The sequence below is a fragment of the Leclercia sp. M50 genome, assembly GCF_037150775.1.
GTDB lineage: Bacteria > Pseudomonadota > Gammaproteobacteria > Enterobacterales > Enterobacteriaceae > Enterobacter.
Map to the genome: position 1 here is coordinate 13,498 of NZ_JBBCPK010000048.1, position 20,847 is coordinate 34,344.

The window sequence follows — 20,847 nt, forward strand, 5'->3', positions numbered from 1 at the left end:
CTTCCTGGGCATTTATCCGAATGCTGTTGATAATCTTCCCTGATAAGACCAGTATTTAGCTGCCAAATGCTACGAAATCGTTATAATGTGCCACTTTGGTCTCCCCGACGGGTTTTTCGTAGCCTGAGAGGGTGACAATCGTGCATCGAAGGTATATTTTGTTTTTTACCGGAGAATCGCAGGAGATAGCGGCACAATGGCTGACAAGTTTCACATCTTAGTTTTAAACGGACCGAACCTGAATATGCTCGGCACCCGTGAACCCGAGAAGTACGGCACGCTGACGCTCACCGATATTGTTACACGTCTGGGTAGCGAAGCAGCGGCGCTGAATGTGGAACTTGACCATTTTCAGTCGAACGCGGAGTACGCACTCATCGACCGAATTCATCAGGCTAAAGAGACCACAGACTATATCCTGATCAATCCGGCCGCGTTTACGCACACCAGTGTTGCTATTCGCGACGCGCTGCTGGCAGTGAGCATCCCGTTCATCGAGATCCACCTCAGCAACGTGCATGCGCGGGAGCCGTTCCGCCACCACTCCTACCTGTCGGATATCGCCACTGGCGTCATCTGTGGACTGGGGGCTGACGGTTATTCATTCGCTTTACAGACAGCGGTAAAACGCCTGTCACAATCACACTAAACAAAGAGTACGGAACCCACTCATGGATATTCGTAAGATTAAAAAACTGATCGAGCTGGTTGAAGAATCAGGCATCTCCGAACTGGAAATTTCTGAAGGCGAAGAGTCTGTACGCATCAGTCGTGCAGCGCCAAACGCAGGCTTCCCGGTTATGCAACAAGCTTATGCTGCACCAATGATGCAGCAGCCAGCGCTGTCTAACGCTGTCGCGCCAACAGCGGCTCCAGCAATGGAAGCGCCAGCAGCAGCGGAAATCAGTGGCCACATCGTACGTTCCCCAATGGTTGGTACTTTCTACCGCACCCCGAGCCCGGACGCGAAAGCGTTCATCGAAGTGGGCCAGAAAGTTAACGTGGGCGATACCCTGTGCATCGTTGAAGCCATGAAAATGATGAACCAGATCGAAGCAGACAAATCAGGTACTGTGAAAGCGATTCTGGTCGAAAGTGGTCAGCCGGTTGAATTTGACGAGCCGCTGGTCGTCATCGAGTAACGAGGCGAACATGCTGGATAAAATTGTTATCGCTAACCGTGGCGAGATTGCCCTGCGAATCCTTCGTGCCTGTAAAGAGCTGGGCATCAAGACCGTCGCTGTGCACTCAAGCGCGGACCGCGATCTGAAACACGTATTACTGGCGGATGAGACGGTCTGTATTGGCCCGGCTCCGTCCGTCAAAAGCTATCTCAACATCCCGGCCATCATCAGCGCCGCTGAAATCACCGGCGCGGTGGCTATTCACCCGGGTTACGGCTTCCTCTCTGAGAACGCCAACTTTGCTGAGCAGGTTGAACGCTCTGGCTTTATCTTCATCGGCCCGAAAGCTGACACCATTCGTCTGATGGGCGACAAAGTGTCTGCGATCACCGCAATGAAGAAAGCGGGCGTACCGACCGTACCAGGTTCCGACGGCCCACTGGGCGAAGATATGGATGCTAACCGCGCCCATGCAAAGCGCATTGGCTACCCGGTTATCATCAAAGCGTCCGGCGGCGGCGGCGGTCGCGGTATGCGCGTTGTGCGCAGCGATGCCGAACTGGCCCAGTCTATCTCCATGACCAAAGCGGAAGCGAAAGCCGCGTTTAACAACGACATGGTCTACATGGAGAAGTACCTGGAAAACCCACGCCACATCGAAATTCAGGTGCTGGCTGACGGTCAGGGTAACGCTATCTATCTGGCAGAACGCGACTGCTCCATGCAGCGTCGTCACCAGAAAGTGGTCGAAGAGGCACCAGCACCAGGCATCACGCCGGAGCTGCGTCGCTACATCGGCGAGCGTTGCGCCAAAGCCTGTGTGGATATCGGCTATCGCGGGGCGGGTACTTTCGAGTTCCTGTTCGAAAACGGCGAGTTCTACTTCATCGAGATGAACACCCGTATTCAGGTTGAACACCCGGTTACCGAAATGATCACCGGCGTTGACCTGATCAAAGAGCAGCTGCGTATCGCTGCGGGCCAGCCGCTCTCCATCAAGCAGGAAGAAGTGATTGTCAAAGGCCATGCGGTGGAATGCCGTATTAACGCCGAAGACCCAAACACCTTCCTGCCAAGCCCGGGTAAAATCACGCGTTTCCACGCGCCGGGTGGTTTTGGTGTGCGTTGGGAGTCTCATATCTACGCCGGTTACACCGTACCGCCGTACTATGACTCAATGATCGGCAAGCTGATCTGCTACGGCGAATCCCGTGATGTGGCGATTGCCCGCATGAAGAACGCCCTGCAGGAGCTGATCATCGACGGCATCAAAACTAACGTTGATCTACAGATGCGTATCATGAGCGACGAGAACTTCCAGCATGGTGGAACCAACATCCACTATCTGGAGAAAAAACTCGGTCTTAATGAAAAATAAGCCTGCATAAGCGTAAAAAGGTCGGTTAATCCGGCCTTTTTTTATTTCTGGGGATCGCCAGGCCCCATAAGGTACAATCCCCGCTTTCTTTTTCCACAAGGGACAAAAAATGGACAAACGTTTTGTTCAGGCCCATAAAGAAGCGCGCTGGGCGCTGTGGTTAACCCTTCTCTATCTCGCGGCATGGTTAGTGGCCGCTTACTTACCTGGCTCTGCAATCGGGATCACCGGTCTGCCTCACTGGTTTGAGATGGCCTGCCTGCTCATCCCGCTGGTGTTTATTCTGCTCTGCTGGGCGATGGTGAAATTCATCTATCGCGATATTCCGCTGGAGGATGACGATAATGCAGCTTGAAGTGATCCTGCCCCTCGTCGCGTATCTTTTTATTGTTTTTGGCCTCTCTGTTTACGCCATGCGCAAACGGACAACGGGCACGTTCCTGAACGAGTATTTTCTTGGCAGCCGCTCGATGGGTGGTATTGTGCTGGCGATGACCCTGACCGCCACCTATATCAGCGCCAGCTCTTTCATTGGCGGCCCGGGCGCGGCCTATAAATATGGGCTGGGCTGGGTATTGCTGGCGATGATCCAACTGCCCGCCATCTGGCTCTCGCTGGGCATTCTGGGGAAAAAATTCGCTATCCTGGCGCGTCGCTATAACGCCGTCACTCTCAATGACATGCTCTTTGCCCGCTACCAGAGCCGCCTGCTGGTCTGGCTGGCCAGCCTGAGCCTGCTGGTGGCCTTCGTGGGTGCCATGACCGTGCAGTTTATCGGCGGCGCGCGTCTCCTTGAGACCGCAGCCGGTATTCCCTATGAAACGGGCCTGCTGATTTTTGGGGTCAGTATTGCGCTCTATACCGCCTTTGGCGGCTTCCGCGCCAGCGTGCTCAATGACACGCTGCAGGGCATGGTGATGCTGGTCGGCACCCTTGTGCTGCTGGTGGGCGTGGTGCATGCCGCGGGCGGGTTAAGCCACGCGGTGGAGACACTGCAAGCCATCGATCCGAAACTGGTTTCGCCGCAGGGTGCTGACGACATTCTGTCGCCAACCTTTATGACCTCCTTCTGGGTGCTGGTCTGCTTCGGGGTGATTGGTTTACCCCATACCGCCGTGCGCTGCATCTCTTATAAAGACAGCAAGGCGGTACACCGTGGGATTGTCATCGGCACTGTCGTGGTGGCGATCCTGATGTTCGGTATGCACCTTGCAGGCGCGCTGGGCCGGGCGGTAATACCTGACTTAACCGTGCCGGATCTGGTGATCCCTACCCTGATGGTGAAAGTGCTGCCGCCGTTTGCTGCCGGGATCTTCCTTGCTGCGCCAATGGCGGCGATCATGTCGACAATTAATGCTCAACTGCTGCAAAGTTCCGCTACGATCATAAAAGATCTCTATCTGAATATTCATCCTGAGCAGATGAACAACGAGCGCCGCCTGAAGCGGATGTCAGCCGCGATCACCCTGGTTCTGGGTGCGTTGCTGCTGTTGGCCGCGTGGCGACCGCCGGAGATGATCATCTGGCTCAACCTGCTGGCGTTCGGTGGGCTGGAAGCGGTGTTCCTCTGGCCGCTGGTGCTTGGCCTCTACTGGGAGCGCGCCAATGCAGCCGGTGCGCTGAGCGCGATGATTGTCGGCGGCATGCTCTATGCCGTGCTCGCCACCTTTAAAATTCAGTATCTGGGCTTCCATCCGATTGTGCCTTCGTTACTGCTAAGTTTGCTGGCGTTTGTGGTGGGGAACCGTTTCGGTCAACCCGCTCCGCAGACCGCCGTCATTTCTACTGATAAATAAAGAGTTTTGCCATGCCGTGGATCCAACTAAAACTGAATACGACCGGCGCCAACGCCGAAGAGATGAGCGATGCGTTGATGGAGGCCGGAGCGGTCTCCATCACCTTCCAGGACACGCATGACACGCCGGTGTTTGAACCGCTGCCGGGTGAAACGCGTCTGTGGGGCGATACCGATGTCATCGGTCTGTTTGATGCCGAAACCGACATGGCCGAGGTTGTGGCCATTCTGGAAAATCATCCGCTGCTGGGTGCAGGCTTCGCGCATAAGATCGAGCAGCTGGAGGATAAAGACTGGGAGCGCGAATGGATGGATAACTTCCACCCGATGCAGTTCGGCAAGCGTCTGTGGATCTGCCCGAGCTGGCGCGACGTGCCGGATGAAAATGCGGTAAATGTGATGCTCGATCCGGGCCTGGCATTTGGTACCGGTACCCACCCGACCACCTCTTTGTGCCTGCAGTGGCTGGATGGTCTGGATCTGGACGGCAAGACGGTAATCGACTTTGGTTGCGGCTCCGGGATCCTCGCCATTGCCGCACTGAAGCTGGGCGCCGCAAAAGCGATTGGGATCGATATCGATCCGCAGGCGATTCAGGCCAGTCGCGACAACGCTGAACGCAACGGTGTCTCCGATCGCCTTGAGCTCTATTTGCCGGATGACCAGCCGCAAGCCATGAAAGCCGATGTCGTGGTCGCTAACATTCTGGCTGGCCCGTTACGGGAACTGGCGCCGCTAATCAGTGTGCTGCCCGTTGAGGGGGGTCTGCTGGGCCTTTCCGGTATCCTTGCCAGCCAGGCTGAAAGCGTATGCGAAGCCTACGCCGAGCTGTTCACTCTTGATCCGGTCGTGGAGAAAGAGGAGTGGTGTCGCATAACAGGTTGTAAGAAGTAATCACTCCAGCGTGGTCATCCCTGGCCACGCTATTTTTTTACCCGCAATAACACTCTTTCCCGAATTAATTCTCCTGTAAAATAGTAATAACTAATTGTTTTTATTTATTATTTTACTCATTACCATTTATAAGGAGAATATAATGAAAGCTTACGTTAGTAAGGCGGCGGTACTTGTCCTCAGCTTAATGTCAGTCTCAGCATGGGCGTCCCATTGGAGCTATGAAGGCGAAGGAGCCCCCGAGCATTGGGGAGAGATAGACAGTAACTTCAAAACCTGCCAGACCGGTATGTACCAGTCGCCGATCAACATCGAACAAACCCTCAAAGCACATATTCTTCCCCTTGCAACCCACTATTCCGACGGTCCGGTAATGTTAACGAATAATGGGCACACTATTCAGGCTGGCGAGAAAGACGGTACAAAAGACACCATTACCCTGGATAATCAGGCCTGGACACTGCAACAATTCCACTTCCATGCCCCCGCCGAAAACATGATCCACGGTAAAAAGTTCGCGCTGGAGATGCATCTGGTTCATAAAAACGCAGCAGGTGAGATAGCGGTTGTGGCCGTCATGTTCAACACAGGCAAGGCGAACGCCGAACTGGACAAATTGTGGAGCGTCATGCCGCAGAAGGCGGAGCAAAGTACCCCCCTTACTACGCATCTGGACCTGAACAAACTCTTGCCACACGAGAAAACGTACTGGCGTTATAGCGGTTCCTTAACCACGCCACCCTGCTCAGAGGGGGTGATCTGGATTGTCATGCAACACCCGCTCACATTGTCTGTAGCCCAGCTGGAAAAATTTACACGAACTATGCACCACGATAATAATCGCCCGGTACAACCATTACATGGCCGTACTGTCGTGGAATAACGCTCGCTTTTCATCCTGATATCATGTTCTAAAATGCGACCTGGATCGCAAAGAAGCGGGATAATCTGCTGTTAAAAACAGCAGATTATCCCGAATAACCAATTCATTTATCAGAAACGATAAGAAGTTACGGGAAAATGTTACACCCAACGAAACAACACGCCCGCGCTAACCCAATGATTTAAATGATGAATAAATTCAACGGGAGTAATAGAGCGGCGATTCATTGATCTACCGCAGTGGATTGTTCAAAGTTTGGCCTTTCATCTCGTGCAAAAAATGCGTAAGATACGCCGCCTTGCAGTCACAGTATGGTCATTTCTTAACTCATGCGTATCGGAAACCACCAGCTCAGAAATCGCCTGATCGCAGCACCTATGGCAGGTATTACCGACCGACCATTCAGGACGCTGTGTTATGAGATGGGAGCAGGATTAACCGTTTCAGAGATGATGTCGTCTAACCCGCAGGTTTGGGAAAGCGATAAATCCCGTCTTCGGATGGTGCACATTGACGAACCAGGTATCCGCACCGTGCAAATCGCCGGGAGCGTGCCTGAAGAGATGGCAGATGCCGCGCGTATCAACGTGGAAAGTGGCGCCCAGATTATTGATATCAATATGGGATGCCCGGCCAAAAAGGTGAATCGCAAGCTTGCAGGTTCAGCCCTTCTGCAATACCCCGATCAGGTGAAGTCGATCCTGACCGCGGTTGTCAGCGCAGTGGACGTTCCTGTTACGTTAAAGATTCGCACGGGTTGGTCGCCGGATCACCGTAACTGTGTAGAGATTGCCCAACTGGCCGAAGACTGTGGCATTCAGGCCCTGACCATACATGGACGCACCCGCGCCTGTTTGTTCAACGGTGAAGCTGAATACGACAGCATTCGGGCAGTTAAGCAGAAAGTTTCCATTCCGGTTATCGCGAATGGCGACATTACTGACCCGCTTAAAGCCAGAGCTGTGCTCGACTATACAGGGGCTGATGCTCTGATGATAGGACGTGCGGCTCAGGGAAGACCCTGGATCTTTCGGGAAATCCAGCATTATCTGGACACTGGGGAGCTGCTTGCCCCGCTGCCGCTGGCAGAGGTTAAGCACTTGCTATGCGCGCATATTCGGGAACTGCATGACTTTTATGGTCAGGCTAAAGGGTACCGAATCGCGCGTAAACACGTATCCTGGTATCTCCAGGAACACGCTCCGGATGACCAGTTTCGGCGCACATTCAACGCCATAGAGGATGCCAGCGAACAGCTGGAGGCGTTGGAGGCATACTTCGAAAATCTTGCGTAATGAAATAAAGAGCTGACAGAACTATGTTCGAACAACGCGTAAATTCTGACGTACTGACCGTTTCCACCGTTAACTCTCAGGACCAGGTAACTCAAAAGCCCCTGCGTGACTCGGTTAAACAGGCACTGAAGAACTATTTTGCTCAACTGAATGGTCAGGACGTTAACGACCTGTATGAGCTGGTACTGGCTGAAGTTGAACAGCCCCTGTTGGACATGGTGATGCAATACACCCGCGGTAACCAGACCCGTGCTGCTCTGATGATGGGCATCAACCGTGGTACGCTGCGTAAGAAACTGAAAAAATACGGCATGAACTAATTTCGATTAGCTAAATGCTTGTTTAAAAAGGCGCGAACCGGCATGGGGAAGCGCCTTTTTTTATGCCTGTCGTTCCCCTGTTTTTTGTTCTCCACCCCCTCGTTATCTCCCGAAACGTAAACATCTCTCAGCCCACTTCTCAGCCGCTATTTTTCGTGTATATTTCCTGCACTCTTGTCGATTGTCCCCGGAAATTCCGAATGATCCGTAAGTATTGGTGGTTAGTCGTCTTCGCGATTAGCGTTTTCCTTTTCGATGCGCTGTTAATGCAGTGGATTGAGTTGATGTCTACGGAAACGGACCAATGCCGCAACATGAATTCGGTTAATCCGCTTAAGCTGGTTAATTGCTCGGATCTAGATTAAGCCCCTGCTTTTCCTCGAAAAATGTGCGGTTTTAAAAACCTTTGAGGCATCTTTATTGGATGATAATGTCTCAGCCCGTCTCACCCGGTATCACGTAATACCCCACTGCGTATGAGTTGATGAGATCATGCTGGTTAGCCAATACGACCAACTTCTTGTGGTTATCTCCTTTGTTGTCGCCATTCTTGCATCCTATACCGCGCTGAATATGGCGGGACGGGTTGCCGGCAGTACCGGCGTCGCGGCACATAACTGGCTGACGGGCGGGGGGATCGCCATGGGTATCGGGATATGGGCTATGCATTTTATCGGCATGCTGGCGATGGATATCTCCATGCGGATGAACTACGACCTGCCAAAAACCGCCCTTTCCATGCTGATCGCTATTGGCGCCTCACTGTTTGCCCTCTGGCTGGTGAGCCGCGACCACTTACGCAGACGTCGCTTGTTTACCGGCGCGGTGATTCTGGGAGCGGGCATCGTGGCGATGCACTACACCGGCATGAAAGCCCTGCAGGTAGCGCCCGCTATCGTCTGGGATATGCGCTGGGTTGCGCTGTCGGTGGTTATCGCTCTCCTCGCCTCGCTGGCCGCCCTGTGGCTGACGTTCCGTTTACGGCGGGATGCCGCCCAGGTCGCGCTGATGCGTGCGGGCGCTGCGGTGCTGATGGGCATCGCGATTGCCGGCATGCACTATACCGGCATGAAAGCGGCCCAGTTTCCGCTTCAGGTGCACATGCATCATCAGGGGGTGAACGGCAGCTGGCTGGCGGTGCTGGTGAGCGTTGTGGCGCTCTCTATCTTGGGTATAACGCTGCTGGTTTCTATGTTTGATGCCCGGCTGCAGGCCCGCACCTCCCTTCTCGCTTCATCGCTGGCGGAAGCCAACCGCGAACTGGCCCAGCTGGCGCTGCACGATACGCTGACCCGCTTGCCGAACCGCGTGCTGCTGGAAGATCGCCTCGAGCAGGCAATTAACAAAGCCGATCGCGAAGGCAAACTGTTTGCCCTGCTGTTTATGGATCTGGATGGCTTCAAAGCTGTTAACGATGCCTACGGCCATGATACGGGCGATAAGCTATTGGTTGCCGTGACGGAGCCTCTGGAACAGCCCCTGAAGGGCCAGTACACTCTCGCCCGTATTGGTGGCGACGAGTTTGTGCTGCTGGCCGAGATCGACTCCCCGAACGACGCCGCATCGCTCGCCAGCGCGCTGGTGCATGTCGTCGACCAACCCTTCAGCCTTGAGCTGTATGATGTGGTAGTGACCCTCAGCGTGGGCATCGCTATTTATCCCCATGATGGCAAAAACCAGCGCGAACTGATGTTCAACGCCGATGCGGCGATGTATCACACCAAGCACATGGGGCGTAACGGCTACCACTTCTTCCAGCCGTCGATGAATACCCTGGCGCAAAATCAGCTACAGCTAATGAACGATCTGTGGCTGGCGCTGGAGCGCAAGGAGTTGCATCTGGTTTATCAGCCTAAGTTCCAGGCGCCGGTGGGCCCCATTGTCGGCTTTGAAGCCCTGCTGCGCTGGCAACATCCTGTCCAGGGCTTGTTATCCCCCGACCAGTTTCTGCCGCTGGCGGAGAAAAGCGGGCTGATTATTCCTATCGGCAACTGGGTAATTGATGAAGCGTGCCGCCAGCTACGCGAATGGCATCTTAACGGCCATACTGAATGGTCGATGGCGGTGAACCTCTCTACGCTGCAGTTTGAACAGCCCCAGCTGGTGGAGACGGTGATGGGCAGCCTGGCACGACACCGTATTCCGCCGCATACCCTGATTCTGGAAGTGACCGAAACCACGGCCATGAATAACCCCGATGAGAGCGTCCGGGTGCTGACTGAGTTAACTCAGGCCGGAGTAAAAGCCTCGATCGATGATTTTGGCACCGGCTATTCCAGCCTGCTCTACCTGAAAAAGTTGCCCGCCTGTGAGCTAAAAATTGATCGGGCGTTTGTGAAAGATCTCAACAGCACGGGTGATGATGCGACCATCGTATCCGCCATTGTTGCGCTGGCAAAAACGCTCAACCTGAAGGTGGTTGCCGAAGGGGTCGAAACCGAGGAGCAGCAGACCTTTTTGACCAGTCTGGGATGTAATACGCTACAGGGCTATCTGCTGGGTAAACCCGTCACGGCGCAAGCTGTCAACGCGCTGAGCCACGATCCGCAGGCCATGCTGACCCAGCAAATCTGACGCGATGCCGCTATGAGGCGGTGTCGTATTCTCTGTGGGCTAGCGGCAACGTTGAGAGGATATTATCGACCAGTTCCGGGGCCTGCCGGTAGAGATCCAGGTGTTCCGGGCTCATTAACCAGTTTTTAATCAGCCCGCAAAAAAAGCCATGGAAAACAATTAACGTCGTGTCGATATTGATCTGCGCGGAGATGCTGCCAAGCATAATGCCTCTCTGCAATATTTCACGGACGTTTTCATAATTGAACCCGATCCTTTCACGAATTTGATTTTCTGAGATCATATCCTCATCAAATTCACATTTGTGATACAGGATCTGCAATAAGGTCCGCTGGCGTCTGTCCCGGGCAATATATTGCAAAGCAGTAACAAACTGCTCACGCAAAATTAATAATGGATCGCTCTCTTCCGCCTGCGACAGTTGACCGCGAATAATCTCGCGCAGCGGGCGTTGCTCCTGCCAGATAGCGTTAAATATCTCGGCTTTACTGGCGAAATGCCAGTAAACGGCCCCCCGTGTCAGGCAGGCGGCATCGGCGATATCCGTCAGCGTCGTGTTGGCGACCCCCCGCATGGCAAACTGCTCTATTGCCGCCTCAATCAATAACTGGCGTGTCTTCTGCGCCTCAGCTTTGGTTTTGCGCGCCATAGAAAATCACTCATTTAACGGATTGGTTACTTTTATAAAACAATGACGACAATCGTCGGAGCAGGAATTATCCATCAGTCAGAAAAATAAATATGAACAAAAAAAGTTAACCTGCCTAACTTATAAACCGCGATGATACTTGCCATGCATTTAATTCACAAAAAACATGAATTCATCTAAAGCAAAACGGCCAGCAATACATAGCCGGACGTGCTATATCATTCTTTACGCTCACTTGCTGCTCTTTTTTTTATCCTCAGTTCATTCTCCGCACTTATAAATCAAAAACCCGCACGGTCATTCTTTATTATTGCGCCCGCCGTTTTCCGTTTTACCTCTCCTTAACGCATAACCCTTGTCGGTGAATGCGGATTGATGATCTTGAAGGAATAGTCATGACGCCTAATTTCAGGTTTTTACCCTTATCCGGTTTTATCATCGGTGCCGCATTGCTTGTGGGTTGTGATGATCATGCAGGCCAGGCGCAGCAGCCGCCGACTCCACAGGTCGTGGTGCATGTCGTGAAAAGTGCGCCGCTGGAGGTGACCACCGAACTGCCTGGCCGGACCGATGCTTACCGCGTCGCCGAGGTTCGCCCGCAGGTCAGTGGCATTGTGCTGAAGCGCAACTTTACTGAAGGCAGCGACGTAAAAGCTGGCGAGTCGCTGTATCAGATCGATCCCGCCTCCTATCAGGCCGCATTTGATAGTGCGTCGGGCGAGCTGGCCAAAGCCCAGGCAGCCGCCAGCATTGCTCACCTGACGGTAAAACGCTATTTACCTCTGGTCGGCACACAGTACGTCAGCAAACAGGAGTACGATCAGTCAGTGGCGAACGCCCGTCAGGCTGATGCCTCGGTGATTGCGGCCAAAGCCGCCGTCGAAACCGCGCGCATCAATCTTGCGTACACCAAAGTGACGTCACCTATCAGCGGGCGGATCGGTAAATCCAGCGTCACCGAAGGGGCCCTGGTTGCGAACGGACAGGCCACGGCGCTGGCAACGGTTCAGCAGCTTGATCCGATTTATGTCGATGTCACCCAGTCCAGCAATGATTTTATGCGTCTCAAGCAGTCCAGCCTGCAGACCGGCGAAGGCACCCGCAGCGTACAGTTGCTGATGGAGAATGGTCAGCCCTATCCACTAAAAGGATCGCTGCAATTCTCGGATGTCACCGTGGATGAGAGCACCGGCTCCATCACCCTGCGGGCTATCTTCCCCAACCCGCAACATATCCTGCTGCCCGGCATGTTTGTCCGCGCGCGTATTAACGAAGGCACCCAGCCGCACGCCATTCTGGTTCCGCAACAGGGCGTTACGCGAACCCCGCGCGGTGATGCCAGCGTGATGGTGGTCAACAGTAAAAACCAGGTTGAAGCCCGTAACGTTGTCGCCCCTCAGGCGATTGGCGATCAATGGCTGATTACAGACGGCTTACAGGAAGGCGACCGGGTGATTATCAGCGGGCTGCAGAAAGTGCGTCCTGGCGTCGCGGTGGTGGCGACGCCGGATACCGCTGCGCAGAAAGTGGGATAAGGAACAGAGCATGGCTAACTTCTTTATTCAGCGCCCAATCTTTGCGTGGGTGCTGGCCATTATCCTGATGCTGGCGGGTGGGCTTGCGATCCTGAAGCTGCCGGTGGCGCAGTATCCCACCATTGCGCCGCCTGCCGTAGCGATCTCGGCGACCTACCCCGGCGCGGATGCCCAGACGGTGCAGGATACGGTGACCCAGGTTATCGAGCAGAACATGAACGGTATCGATAACCTCATGTACATGTCCTCCACCAGCGATTCAGCGGGCAGCGTCACCCTTACCCTGACCTTCCAGTCAGGCACCGACCCGGATATTGCTCAGGTACAAGTGCAGAACAAGCTGCAGCTGGCCATGCCGTTACTGCCGCAGGAAGTGCAGCAGCAAGGGATTAGCGTGGAGAAGTCGAGCAGCAGCTTCCTGCTGGTGGCCGGTTTTGTCTCGGACAATAAAAACCTGAGCCAGGACGATATCTCGGACTATGTCGCCTCTAACGTCAAGGATGCGATCAGCCGCACCTCCGGGGTGGGCGATGTGCAACTGTTTGGCGCCCAGTATGCGATGCGTATCTGGCTGGATGCGAATAAGCTGAACGCCTATCAGTTGACGCCGCTGGACGTGATTAACCAGTTAAAAACGCAGAACAACCAGATTGCCGCCGGTCAGCTCGGCGGAACACCGTCGGTGCCGGGCCAGCAGCTCAACGCCTCCATCATCGCCCAGACGCGCCTGAAAACCGCAGAGGAGTTCGGCAACATCACCCTGAAGGTCAATCAGGACGGGTCGATGGTGCATCTGAAAGATGTCGCCCGCATTGCGCCAGGCGGTGAAAACTACAACATGGTGACCAAAATCAATGGTCAGGCGGCGACCGGGCTCGGTATTAAGCTCGCTACCGGTGCCAACGCGCTGGATACCGCCGCGGCGATCAAAAGCAAACTGGCGCAGCTGCAAGCCTTCTTCCCGCAGGGGCTGAAGGTGGTCTACCCCTATGACACCACGCCGTTCGTGAAGATCTCCATTCATGAAGTGGTCAAGACGCTGTTCGAAGCCATCATTCTCGTCTTCCTCGTGATGTACCTGTTCCTGCAAAACCTGCGGGCCACGCTCATCCCGACCATTGCCGTACCGGTGGTTCTGCTGGGCACCTTCGCGGTGCTGGCGGCGTTTGGCTTCTCGATAAACACCCTGACCATGTTTGGTATGGTGCTGGCAATAGGCTTGCTGGTGGATGATGCCATCGTAGTGGTGGAGAACGTCGAGCGCGTGATGGTGGAGGAGAAGCTTCCGCCAAAAGAGGCGACACAAAAATCGATGTCGCAAATTCAGGGGGCGCTGGTCGGCATCGCCATGGTGCTCTCAGCGGTATTTATCCCGATGGCCTTTTTCGGCGGCTCCACCGGGGCGATTTATCGCCAGTTCTCTCTGACCATTGTTTCGGCGATGGCGCTCTCGGTGCTGGTGGCGCTGATCCTGACCCCTGCTCTGTGTGCCACCCTGCTAAAGGCCCCCAGCGAGCATCATGCGAACAAAGGCGGCTTCTTCGGCTGGTTTAATGCCCTGTTCGACAGAAGCGTGGCCCATTACAGCAACAGCGTCAGCCATATCCTGCGTAAGACGGGCCGCTACCTGGTGGTCTACATCCTTATAGTGGGCGGTATGGCGGTACTGTTCCTGCGTCTGCCTACTTCGTTCCTGCCGGAAGAGGATCAGGGCGTGTTTATGACGATGGTGCAGCTCCCGGCGGGCGCGACGCAAAGCCGCACCCAGAAGGTGCTGGATCAGGTTGAGCACTACTACCTCAACAATGAGAAGGCCAACGTAGAATCGGTATTTACCGTTAACGGCTTCAGCTTCAGCGGCCAGGGTCAAAACGCCGGGGTAGCATTTATCAGCCTGAAGCCCTGGGAGGAGCGCCCGGGTGCGGAAAACAGCGTTGGGGCCATCGTCAGCCGGGCAACACGGGCCTTTAGTCAGATCAAAGACGGGCTGGTCTTCCCGTTCAACCTGCCCGCCATTATCGAACTCGGCACCGCAACGGGCTTCGATTTTGAACTGATTGACCAGGCCAACCTGGGACATAACCAGCTGACGCAGGCGCGAAACCAGCTGCTGGGCATGATTAAAGAGCACGCCGATATGCTGGTGCGTGTGCGACCCAATGGGCTGGAAGATACCCCGCAGTTCAAGCTGGATATCGATCAGGAAAAAGCGCAGGCGCTGGGCGTGAGCGTGTCGGACATCAACCAGACCATCTCCACCGCGCTGGGGGGAACCTATGTCAATGACTACATCGACCGTGGCCGGGTGAAGAAAGTCTATGTCCAGGCGGATGCCCACTTCAGGATGCTGCCGGAGGATATTAACCGTCTCTATGTCCGCAGCGCCAACGGTGAAATGGTGCCGCTCTCCGCGTTCAGCCAGTCGCACTGGATTTATGGCTCACCGCGCCTGGAGCGCTATAACGGCAGCCCTTCCATGGAGATCCTCGGGGAAGCCGCTCCCGGCAAGAGTACCGGTGAAGCCATGGTGCTAATGGAAAAACTGGCGGCGAAACTGCCAACCGGCATCGGTTACGACTGGACAGGCATGTCTTATCAGGAACGGCTCTCCGGCAACCAGGCGCCTGCCCTGTATGCCATCTCGCTGGTGGTGGTGTTCCTCTGCCTGGCGGCGCTGTATGAGAGCTGGTCGATTCCTTTCTCGGTGATGCTGGTGGTGCCATTAGGGGTGGTTGGCGCCCTGCTGGCCGCTTCCCTGCGTGGGCTGAATAATGATGTTTACTTCCAGGTGGGGCTGCTTACCACCATTGGTCTGTCGGCCAAGAACGCCATCCTGATTGTCGAATTTGCTAAGGATCTGATGGAGAAAGAGGGGAAAGGGATTATTGAAGCCACGCTGGAGGCATCACGCATGCGTCTTCGTCCTATCCTTATGACCTCACTGGCATTTATCCTTGGCGTATTGCCGCTGATCATCAGTCACGGAGCGGGCAGCGGCGCGCAAAACGCCGTGGGTACCGGCGTGATGGGCGGTATGCTTTCAGCTACCCTGCTGGCAATCTTCTTTGTGCCGGTCTTCTTTGTGGTAGTACGGCGACGCTTTACGCGTCATCGTGAATAGTAATGGGTAAAGGCGCTTCGGCGCCTTTTCTTATGATAATAAACAGAGAGTTAGCCTTACTATTTATTTACCTTATTGATTAGCGGTCCAATAAATTGTTTGCTCACGATTTCAGCACCTGACTGTTTACTCTGTCGCTCTCCTCAATCTCTCCATTATTGCCCGGCAAGAATGACCGTTTCTCCATATTTTTTACAATCCAAATAATTTGAGATTATTGACGTTCATGGCGAATTTGAAGCGGTGGTAAAATAGCCTCCAGCTTTGCAGAAGTCGTTACTGGTTATATCGCAAAGTTAGATTTCATTTTGAGGTAACACCATGAAAAGATTCATTTCGGTTGCACTCCTTGCCACGTTGCTTGCGGGCTGTGCACATGACTCACCGTGCGTACCGGTATACGACGATCAGGGCAGACTGGTTCACACCAATACCTGTATGAAAGGCACCACGCAGGATAACTGGGAAACCGCGGGGGCAATCGCAGGTGGCGCAGCGGCTTTAGCTGGCCTGACACTGGGTATCATTGCCGTGTCCAAGTAATCCAGAAAGCGCGGTTCCGTCCGCGCTTTTGCTTTTTCATTGCAGATGAACAAATAAGCCTGAATGGGCTCACATCTTATTTTGTTTCTATTTTCCCGCTATTAACCCTCCGTTTTATTTCTTCCTTTACCCATCCATATTTTGCTCTGATTTGTGGCGCAGATTGTAATTTCGCACCATTTCAGGGCACTCGATTTAATTATCACTGCCTGCATCCTGCTTCACGCGTTGTGTAATCCCTTATGACGTTGAAAGCAAAAGCTGGCATTACGTTTGCTTTATTAACGTCGGCCACAGCCACAGACAGGTTAAAGCGTTTATAAACGCCTCACTATAACGATAATTTTTCGCTACACAGGATGCATTATGAAAAAGATGATGATGGCCAGCCTCGCCGCTGCAGGTGTGCTCATTGCAATGACCGGCCAGGTTCAGGCGGGTGCCACTCTGGATGCAGTTAAACAAAAAGGGTTTGTGCAATGCGGGATCAGTGACGGTCTGCCGGGTTTCTCTTACGCAGACGCCAACGGTAAGTTCTCCGGTATTGATGTTGACGTGTGCCGTGGCGTTGCCGCTGCGGTATTCGGCGACGACACCAAAGTGAAATATACCCCGCTGACGGCGAAAGAGCGCTTTACTGCCCTGCAATCCGGCGAAGTGGATATGCTTTCGCGTAATACCACCTGGACCTCATCCCGTGATGCCGGGATGGGAATGACCTTTACCGGTGTCACCTATTACGACGGCATTGGTTTCCTGACGCACAATAAAGCGGGTCTCAAAAGTGCGAAGGAGCTGGATGGTGCCACCGTCTGTATTCAGGCGGGTACTGATACTGAACTGAATGTCGCCGACTATTTCAAAGCCAACAACATGAAATATACGCCAGTGACCTTTGACCGCTCTGACGAATCCGCCAAAGCGCTGGAGTCCGGCCGCTGCGATACCCTGGCCTCGGATCAGTCTCAGCTCTATGCGCTGCGGATCAAGCTGAGCAATCCGGCGGAATGGATCGTCCTGCCAGAAGTGATCTCCAAAGAGCCGCTGGGGCCGGTCGTCCGTCGCGGGGATGATGAATGGAACGCTGTTGTTCGCTGGACGCTGTTCGCCATGCTCAACGCGGAAGAGATGGGGGTCAACTCAAAGAACGTCGATGAGAAGGCGGCTAATCCGGCCACGCCTGATATGGCCCATCTGCTGGGCAAGGAAGGTGATTACGGCAAGGATCTGAAGCTGGATAATAAATGGGCGTACAACATCATTAAAAAGGTGGGTAACTACGCTGAGATCTTCGAGCGTAACGTTGGATCTGAGAGCGCGCTGAAGATCAGCCGTGGGCAGAACAACCTCTGGAACAATGGCGGCATTCAGTACGCGCCGCCAGTACGCTAAGCATCTTGCTGTAACGGGCACTGCCAGCGCAGTGCCCAGTCCAGAGTCATGGTTACCCGAGGTTTTATATGTTCCATCGCCGCTTAGCCCTGAAAGGAGCTTTCTCCTTTTCTAATCCTGCGGTTCGCGCCTGGCTGTTTCAGATCCTCGCTGTTCTCGCTGTCCTGGCCGTCGCGATCTACCTGTTCCACAACACTGTTACCAACCTCAGCACACGCGGCATTACGTCGGGCTTTGCCTTCCTTGACCGTAGTGCAGGGTTTGGCATTGTTCAGCACTTAATTGATTACGGTGAAGGCGATACCTATGGCCGCGTATTCCTTGTCGGCCTGATGAATACCCTGCTGGTTTCAGCTTTATGCATTCTGTTTGCTTCTCTGCTGGGCTTTTTCCTCGGACTCGCGCGTCTCTCGGATAACTGGCTGCTGCGTAAGCTCTCCACGTTTTATATCGAGACCTTCCGTAATATTCCCCCGCTGCTGCAGATCTTCTTCTGGTATTTCGCCGTCCTGCGCAATCTGCCTGGCCCCCGTCAGGCGATGGATGCGTTCGATCTGGCCTTTTTAAGCAACCGCGGTCTCTATATCCCCGCGCCGCAGATTGCCGAAGGGATGCTGGCATTGCTGGCCGCGCTGGCGTGCGCCATCTTGATTTCCATTGCGCTGTTTCGCTACAACCGCATGCATCAGATTAAAACCGGGCAGCTACGGCGCACCTGGCCCGTAACCCTGGCTTTAGCAGTGATCCTGCCGTGGCTGGCGCATACAATAGCTGGCCCGGCAATGCACTGGGATGTTCCGCAGCTAAAGGGGTTTAACTTCCGCGGCGGCATGGTATTGATCCCGGAGCTGGCCGCCCTGACGCTGGCGCTCTCCATCTATACCTCGACCTTTATCGCAGAAATTATTCGCGCCGGTATTCAGGCCGTTCCCCATGGTCAGCATGAAGCTGCTCGCTCCCTTGGGCTCCCGAATCCCGTCACCCTGCGCCAGGTCATCATTCCCCAGGCCCTACGGGTGATCATCCCTCCGCTGACCAGCCAGTATCTCAACATCGTGAAAAACTCCTCTCTCGCGGCGGCGATCGGCTATCCCGATATGGTCTCGTTGTTTGCCGGCACCGTTCTTAACCAGACCGGCCAGGCAATAGAAACCATTGCCATTACGATGTCGGTCTACCTGATTATCAGCCTGACCATTTCACTGTTGATGAACATCTACAACCGTCGTATCGCGCTGGTTGAACGCTAAGGAACCATGATGACAAAAGCGGTCTTGTCTCACCCTGCGCGTCCGGCCACAACCGGCAACGGACGCATCATTAACTGGGCTCGTAAAAACCTGTTCTCCAGCTGGAGCAACAGTTTGCTCACCCTGTTCTGCTTCTGGCTGATGTGGGAACTTATCCCGCCGCTCATTAACTGGGCATTTTTGCAGGCTAACTGGATCGGTACCACCCGCGCCGATTGCACAAAAGAGGGAGCGTGCTGGGTCTTTATTCATCAGCGCTTCGGCCAGTTTATGTATGGGCTCTATCCCCACGATCAGCGCTGGCGCATCAACCTTGCGCTGGTTATTGGGCTGCTCTCTGTCGTTCCCATGTTCTGGAAGAAGTTACCCCAACGGGGACGATACATCGCCTGTTGGGCGGTGATTTATCCCCTGCTCGTCTGGGGGCTGTTGTATGGCGGCGTACTGGGGCTGGATCGCGTTGAAACCCGCCAGTGGGGCGGTCTGACGCTGACGCTCATTATCGCCTCGGTAGGGATTGCCGGCGCATTGCCATTAGGGATTTTACTGGCGCTGGGTCGCCGCTCAACCATGCCGGTCGTGCGCGTCCTCTCGGTAATTTTTATTGAGTTCTGGCGCGGCGTTCCGCTTATCACCGTGCTCTTTATGTTTTCCGTGATGCTGCCGCTGTTTATGGCGGAAGGCACTACCATCGACAAGCTGATCCGCGCCCTGGTCGGCGTCATTCTGTTCCAGTCTGCTTATGTCGCTGAGGTCGTGCGCGGCGGATTGCAGGCGCTCCCCAAGGGCCAGTATGAAGCAGCCGAATCGCTGGCGCTGGGTTACTGGAAAACGCAGGGACTGGTGATCCTTCCCCAGGCGCTGAAGCTGGTGATCCCGGGTCTGGTGAACACCATCATTGCGCTGTTTAAGGACACCAGTCTGGTGATCATTATTGGATTATTCGATCTGTTCAGTAGCGTGCAGCAGGCTACCGTCGACCCGGCGTGGCTGGGCATGTCGACAGAAGGCTACGTTTTTGCAGCACTTATCTACTGGATTTTCTGTTTTAGCATGTCGCGCTACAGCCAGCATCTGGAAAAGCGCTTTAACACCGGGCGTACACCGCACTGAGGAACCTATGAGCCAGATAACTATGACCCCCGCTGACGCGATGATTACCCTGGATAATGTGAATAAGTGGTACGGGCAATTTCACGTTTTGAAAGACATTAACCTGAAGGTAAAGCAAGGCGAGCGCATCGTCCTTTGCGGGCCTTCAGGCTCGGGTAAATCAACAACGATCCGCTGTATCAACCATCTGGAAGAGCATCAGCAAGGCCGGATTGTGGTGGATGGTATCGAGCTGAATGACGACATCCGCAACGTGGAGCGTGTCCGCCAGGAGGTAGGCATGGTCTTCCAGCATTTCAATCTGTTCCCTCATCTGACCGTTCTGCAAAACTGCACCCTGGCGCCTGTCTGGGTCCGTAAGATGCCGAAAAAAGAAGCTGAGGCACTTGCCATGCACTATCTGGAGCGGGTACGCATTGCTGAACACGCCCATAAGTTTCCCGGGCAGATCTCGGGCGGGCAGCAGCAGCGCGTGGCCATTGCCCGCTCTCTGTGCATGAAACCTAAAATTATGCTGTTTGATGAGCCGACTTCAGCACTCGATCCCGAGATGGTGAAAGAGGTTCTGGATACGATGATAGGCCTGGCGGAATCGGGAATGACCATGCTCTGCGTTACGCACGAGATGGGCTTCGCCAGAACCGTTGCGGACCGGGTGATCTTTATGGATCGCGGAGAAATTGTTGAGCAGGCGCCGCCGGAAGAGTTCTTCTCTCACCCGAAATCAGAACGTACGCGCGCGTTTTTGTCGCAGGTTATCCACTAATGTTGATTGGCCCGGCGGCGCTGTACGCGTCGGGCCCTGTTTTTTTATGGTGCAGAAATGCAAAAAGGCCATCCTTTCGGATGGCCTTTTCACTTAATTGATGTCTGGCAGTTCCCTACTCTCGCATGGGGAGACCCCACACTACCATCGGCGCTACGGCGTTTCACTTCTGAGTTCGGCATGGGGTCAGGTGGGACCACCGCGCTACAGCCGCC

19 protein-coding genes and 1 rRNA gene are annotated in these 20,847 nt (G+C 54.4%); 18 read left to right on the top strand and 2 right to left on the bottom strand.

What is annotated here, in order from left to right:
- The first annotated feature begins 196 nt into the window (after positions 1 to 196).
- The 11 genes from aroQ to WFM46_RS13185 all read left to right on the top strand — a co-directional run bounded on the left by aroQ (position 197) and on the right by WFM46_RS13185 (position 10,263).
- On the top strand, positions 197 to 649 hold the full coding sequence (gene aroQ, locus WFM46_RS13135; protein ID WP_159339874.1) for a type II 3-dehydroquinate dehydratase: 453 nt from the start codon (positions 197 to 199) through the stop codon (positions 647 to 649).
- Between the two features lie 22 nt (positions 650 to 671).
- The gene (gene accB, locus WFM46_RS13140) at positions 672 to 1,142 is read left to right on the top strand and encodes an acetyl-CoA carboxylase biotin carboxyl carrier protein (RefSeq protein WP_103177237.1); all 471 of its coding nucleotides are present in this window, start codon (positions 672 to 674) and stop codon (positions 1,140 to 1,142) included.
- A gap of 10 nt (positions 1,143 to 1,152) precedes the next feature.
- Positions 1,153 to 2,502 (top strand): acetyl-CoA carboxylase biotin carboxylase subunit, encoded by a 1,350-nt coding sequence (gene accC / locus WFM46_RS13145; RefSeq protein WP_336997783.1) that lies wholly within the window; start codon positions 1,153 to 1,155, stop codon positions 2,500 to 2,502.
- A gap of 109 nt (positions 2,503 to 2,611) precedes the next feature.
- Positions 2,612 to 2,857, top strand: coding sequence for a YhdT family protein (locus WFM46_RS13150; protein ID WP_103177239.1), 246 nt, complete (start codon positions 2,612 to 2,614; stop codon positions 2,855 to 2,857).
- Positions 2,847 to 4,298: a sodium/pantothenate symporter gene (gene panF, locus WFM46_RS13155; protein WP_336997784.1), complete on the top strand. Its 1,452-nt coding sequence runs from the start codon at positions 2,847 to 2,849 to the stop codon at positions 4,296 to 4,298. The genes WFM46_RS13150 and panF overlap by 11 nt, the downstream gene beginning before the upstream one ends.
- A gap of 11 nt (positions 4,299 to 4,309) precedes the next feature.
- Positions 4,310 to 5,191: a 50S ribosomal protein L11 methyltransferase gene (prmA, locus tag WFM46_RS13160; protein WP_180209668.1), complete on the top strand. Its 882-nt coding sequence runs from the start codon at positions 4,310 to 4,312 to the stop codon at positions 5,189 to 5,191.
- Positions 5,192 to 5,333: 142 nt separating this feature from the next.
- Entirely contained in the window at positions 5,334 to 6,074 is a 741-nt protein-coding gene (locus WFM46_RS13165) for a carbonic anhydrase (protein ID WP_336997785.1), read from the top strand.
- A gap of 329 nt (positions 6,075 to 6,403) precedes the next feature.
- A complete protein-coding gene (gene dusB / locus WFM46_RS13170) occupies positions 6,404 to 7,369 on the top strand; it encodes a tRNA dihydrouridine synthase DusB (RefSeq protein ID WP_103177243.1) in 966 nt (321 codons plus the stop codon).
- A 23-nt stretch (positions 7,370 to 7,392) separates the two neighbouring features.
- A complete protein-coding gene (fis, locus tag WFM46_RS13175; protein WP_000462905.1) occupies positions 7,393 to 7,689 on the top strand; it encodes a DNA-binding transcriptional regulator Fis in 297 nt (98 codons plus the stop codon).
- A gap of 200 nt (positions 7,690 to 7,889) precedes the next feature.
- A complete protein-coding gene (locus tag WFM46_RS13180; RefSeq protein ID WP_039030652.1) occupies positions 7,890 to 8,054 on the top strand; it encodes a DUF2556 family protein in 165 nt (54 codons plus the stop codon).
- 127 nt (positions 8,055 to 8,181) lie between these two features.
- Complete coding sequence (locus WFM46_RS13185) at positions 8,182 to 10,263, top strand: putative bifunctional diguanylate cyclase/phosphodiesterase (protein WP_336997786.1); 2,082 nt, start codon at positions 8,182 to 8,184, stop codon at positions 10,261 to 10,263.
- 10 nt (positions 10,264 to 10,273) lie between these two features.
- On the opposite strand, the gene envR is transcribed toward WFM46_RS13185, so the two are convergent.
- Positions 10,274 to 10,912, bottom strand: coding sequence for an acrEF/envCD operon transcriptional regulator (gene envR, locus WFM46_RS13190; protein ID WP_336997787.1), 639 nt, complete (start codon positions 10,910 to 10,912; stop codon positions 10,274 to 10,276).
- Positions 10,913 to 11,307: 395 nt separating this feature from the next.
- On the opposite strand from envR, the gene WFM46_RS13195 reads away from it, so the two are divergent.
- The 7 genes from WFM46_RS13195 to WFM46_RS13225 all read left to right on the top strand — a co-directional run bounded on the left by WFM46_RS13195 (position 11,308) and on the right by WFM46_RS13225 (position 20,632).
- The gene (locus tag WFM46_RS13195; protein ID WP_336997788.1) at positions 11,308 to 12,447 is read left to right on the top strand and encodes an efflux RND transporter periplasmic adaptor subunit; all 1,140 of its coding nucleotides are present in this window, start codon (positions 11,308 to 11,310) and stop codon (positions 12,445 to 12,447) included.
- 10 nt (positions 12,448 to 12,457) lie between these two features.
- Positions 12,458 to 15,568: an efflux RND transporter permease subunit gene (locus WFM46_RS13200; RefSeq protein WP_336997789.1), complete on the top strand. Its 3,111-nt coding sequence runs from the start codon at positions 12,458 to 12,460 to the stop codon at positions 15,566 to 15,568.
- A 321-nt stretch (positions 15,569 to 15,889) separates the two neighbouring features.
- A complete protein-coding gene (locus WFM46_RS13205; RefSeq protein ID WP_114316555.1) occupies positions 15,890 to 16,111 on the top strand; it encodes a lipoprotein in 222 nt (73 codons plus the stop codon).
- Positions 16,112 to 16,477: 366 nt separating this feature from the next.
- Complete coding sequence (locus WFM46_RS13210) at positions 16,478 to 17,503, top strand: amino acid ABC transporter substrate-binding protein (RefSeq protein ID WP_336997790.1); 1,026 nt, start codon at positions 16,478 to 16,480, stop codon at positions 17,501 to 17,503.
- A gap of 68 nt (positions 17,504 to 17,571) precedes the next feature.
- The gene (locus tag WFM46_RS13215; RefSeq protein WP_336997791.1) at positions 17,572 to 18,753 is read left to right on the top strand and encodes an amino acid ABC transporter permease; all 1,182 of its coding nucleotides are present in this window, start codon (positions 17,572 to 17,574) and stop codon (positions 18,751 to 18,753) included.
- Positions 18,754 to 18,762: 9 nt separating this feature from the next.
- On the top strand, positions 18,763 to 19,866 hold the full coding sequence (locus tag WFM46_RS13220) for an amino acid ABC transporter permease (protein ID WP_336997792.1): 1,104 nt from the start codon (positions 18,763 to 18,765) through the stop codon (positions 19,864 to 19,866).
- A gap of 7 nt (positions 19,867 to 19,873) precedes the next feature.
- On the top strand, positions 19,874 to 20,632 hold the full coding sequence (locus WFM46_RS13225) for an amino acid ABC transporter ATP-binding protein (RefSeq protein ID WP_103177252.1): 759 nt from the start codon (positions 19,874 to 19,876) through the stop codon (positions 20,630 to 20,632).
- Between the two features lie 102 nt (positions 20,633 to 20,734).
- On the opposite strand, the gene rrf is transcribed toward WFM46_RS13225, so the two are convergent.
- Positions 20,735 to 20,847 (bottom strand): 5S ribosomal RNA (gene rrf, locus WFM46_RS13230); the annotation flags it as partial.

Bases quoted from the DNA above. Each gene is read 5' to 3' on its own strand.
- aroQ (WP_159339874.1), top strand. From the start codon at position 197: ATGGCTGACAAGTTTCACATCTTAGTTTTAAACGGACCGAACCTGAAT.
- accB (WP_103177237.1), top strand. From the start codon at position 672: ATGGATATTCGTAAGATTAAAAAACTGATCGAGCTGGTTGAAGAATCA.
- accC (WP_336997783.1), top strand. From the start codon at position 1,153: ATGCTGGATAAAATTGTTATCGCTAACCGTGGCGAGATTGCCCTGCGA.
- WFM46_RS13150 (WP_103177239.1), top strand. From the start codon at position 2,612: ATGGACAAACGTTTTGTTCAGGCCCATAAAGAAGCGCGCTGGGCGCTG.
- panF (WP_336997784.1), top strand. From the start codon at position 2,847: ATGCAGCTTGAAGTGATCCTGCCCCTCGTCGCGTATCTTTTTATTGTT.
- prmA (WP_180209668.1), top strand. From the start codon at position 4,310: ATGCCGTGGATCCAACTAAAACTGAATACGACCGGCGCCAACGCCGAA.
- WFM46_RS13165 (WP_336997785.1), top strand. From the start codon at position 5,334: ATGAAAGCTTACGTTAGTAAGGCGGCGGTACTTGTCCTCAGCTTAATG.
- dusB (WP_103177243.1), top strand. From the start codon at position 6,404: ATGCGTATCGGAAACCACCAGCTCAGAAATCGCCTGATCGCAGCACCT.
- fis (WP_000462905.1), top strand. From the start codon at position 7,393: ATGTTCGAACAACGCGTAAATTCTGACGTACTGACCGTTTCCACCGTT.
- WFM46_RS13180 (WP_039030652.1), top strand. From the start codon at position 7,890: ATGATCCGTAAGTATTGGTGGTTAGTCGTCTTCGCGATTAGCGTTTTC.
- WFM46_RS13185 (WP_336997786.1), top strand. From the start codon at position 8,182: ATGCTGGTTAGCCAATACGACCAACTTCTTGTGGTTATCTCCTTTGTT.
- envR (WP_336997787.1), bottom strand. From the start codon at position 10,912: ATGGCGCGCAAAACCAAAGCTGAGGCGCAGAAGACACGCCAGTTATTG.
- WFM46_RS13195 (WP_336997788.1), top strand. From the start codon at position 11,308: ATGACGCCTAATTTCAGGTTTTTACCCTTATCCGGTTTTATCATCGGT.
- WFM46_RS13200 (WP_336997789.1), top strand. From the start codon at position 12,458: ATGGCTAACTTCTTTATTCAGCGCCCAATCTTTGCGTGGGTGCTGGCC.
- WFM46_RS13205 (WP_114316555.1), top strand. From the start codon at position 15,890: ATGAAAAGATTCATTTCGGTTGCACTCCTTGCCACGTTGCTTGCGGGC.
- WFM46_RS13210 (WP_336997790.1), top strand. From the start codon at position 16,478: ATGAAAAAGATGATGATGGCCAGCCTCGCCGCTGCAGGTGTGCTCATT.
- WFM46_RS13215 (WP_336997791.1), top strand. From the start codon at position 17,572: ATGTTCCATCGCCGCTTAGCCCTGAAAGGAGCTTTCTCCTTTTCTAAT.
- WFM46_RS13220 (WP_336997792.1), top strand. From the start codon at position 18,763: ATGACAAAAGCGGTCTTGTCTCACCCTGCGCGTCCGGCCACAACCGGC.
- WFM46_RS13225 (WP_103177252.1), top strand. From the start codon at position 19,874: ATGAGCCAGATAACTATGACCCCCGCTGACGCGATGATTACCCTGGAT.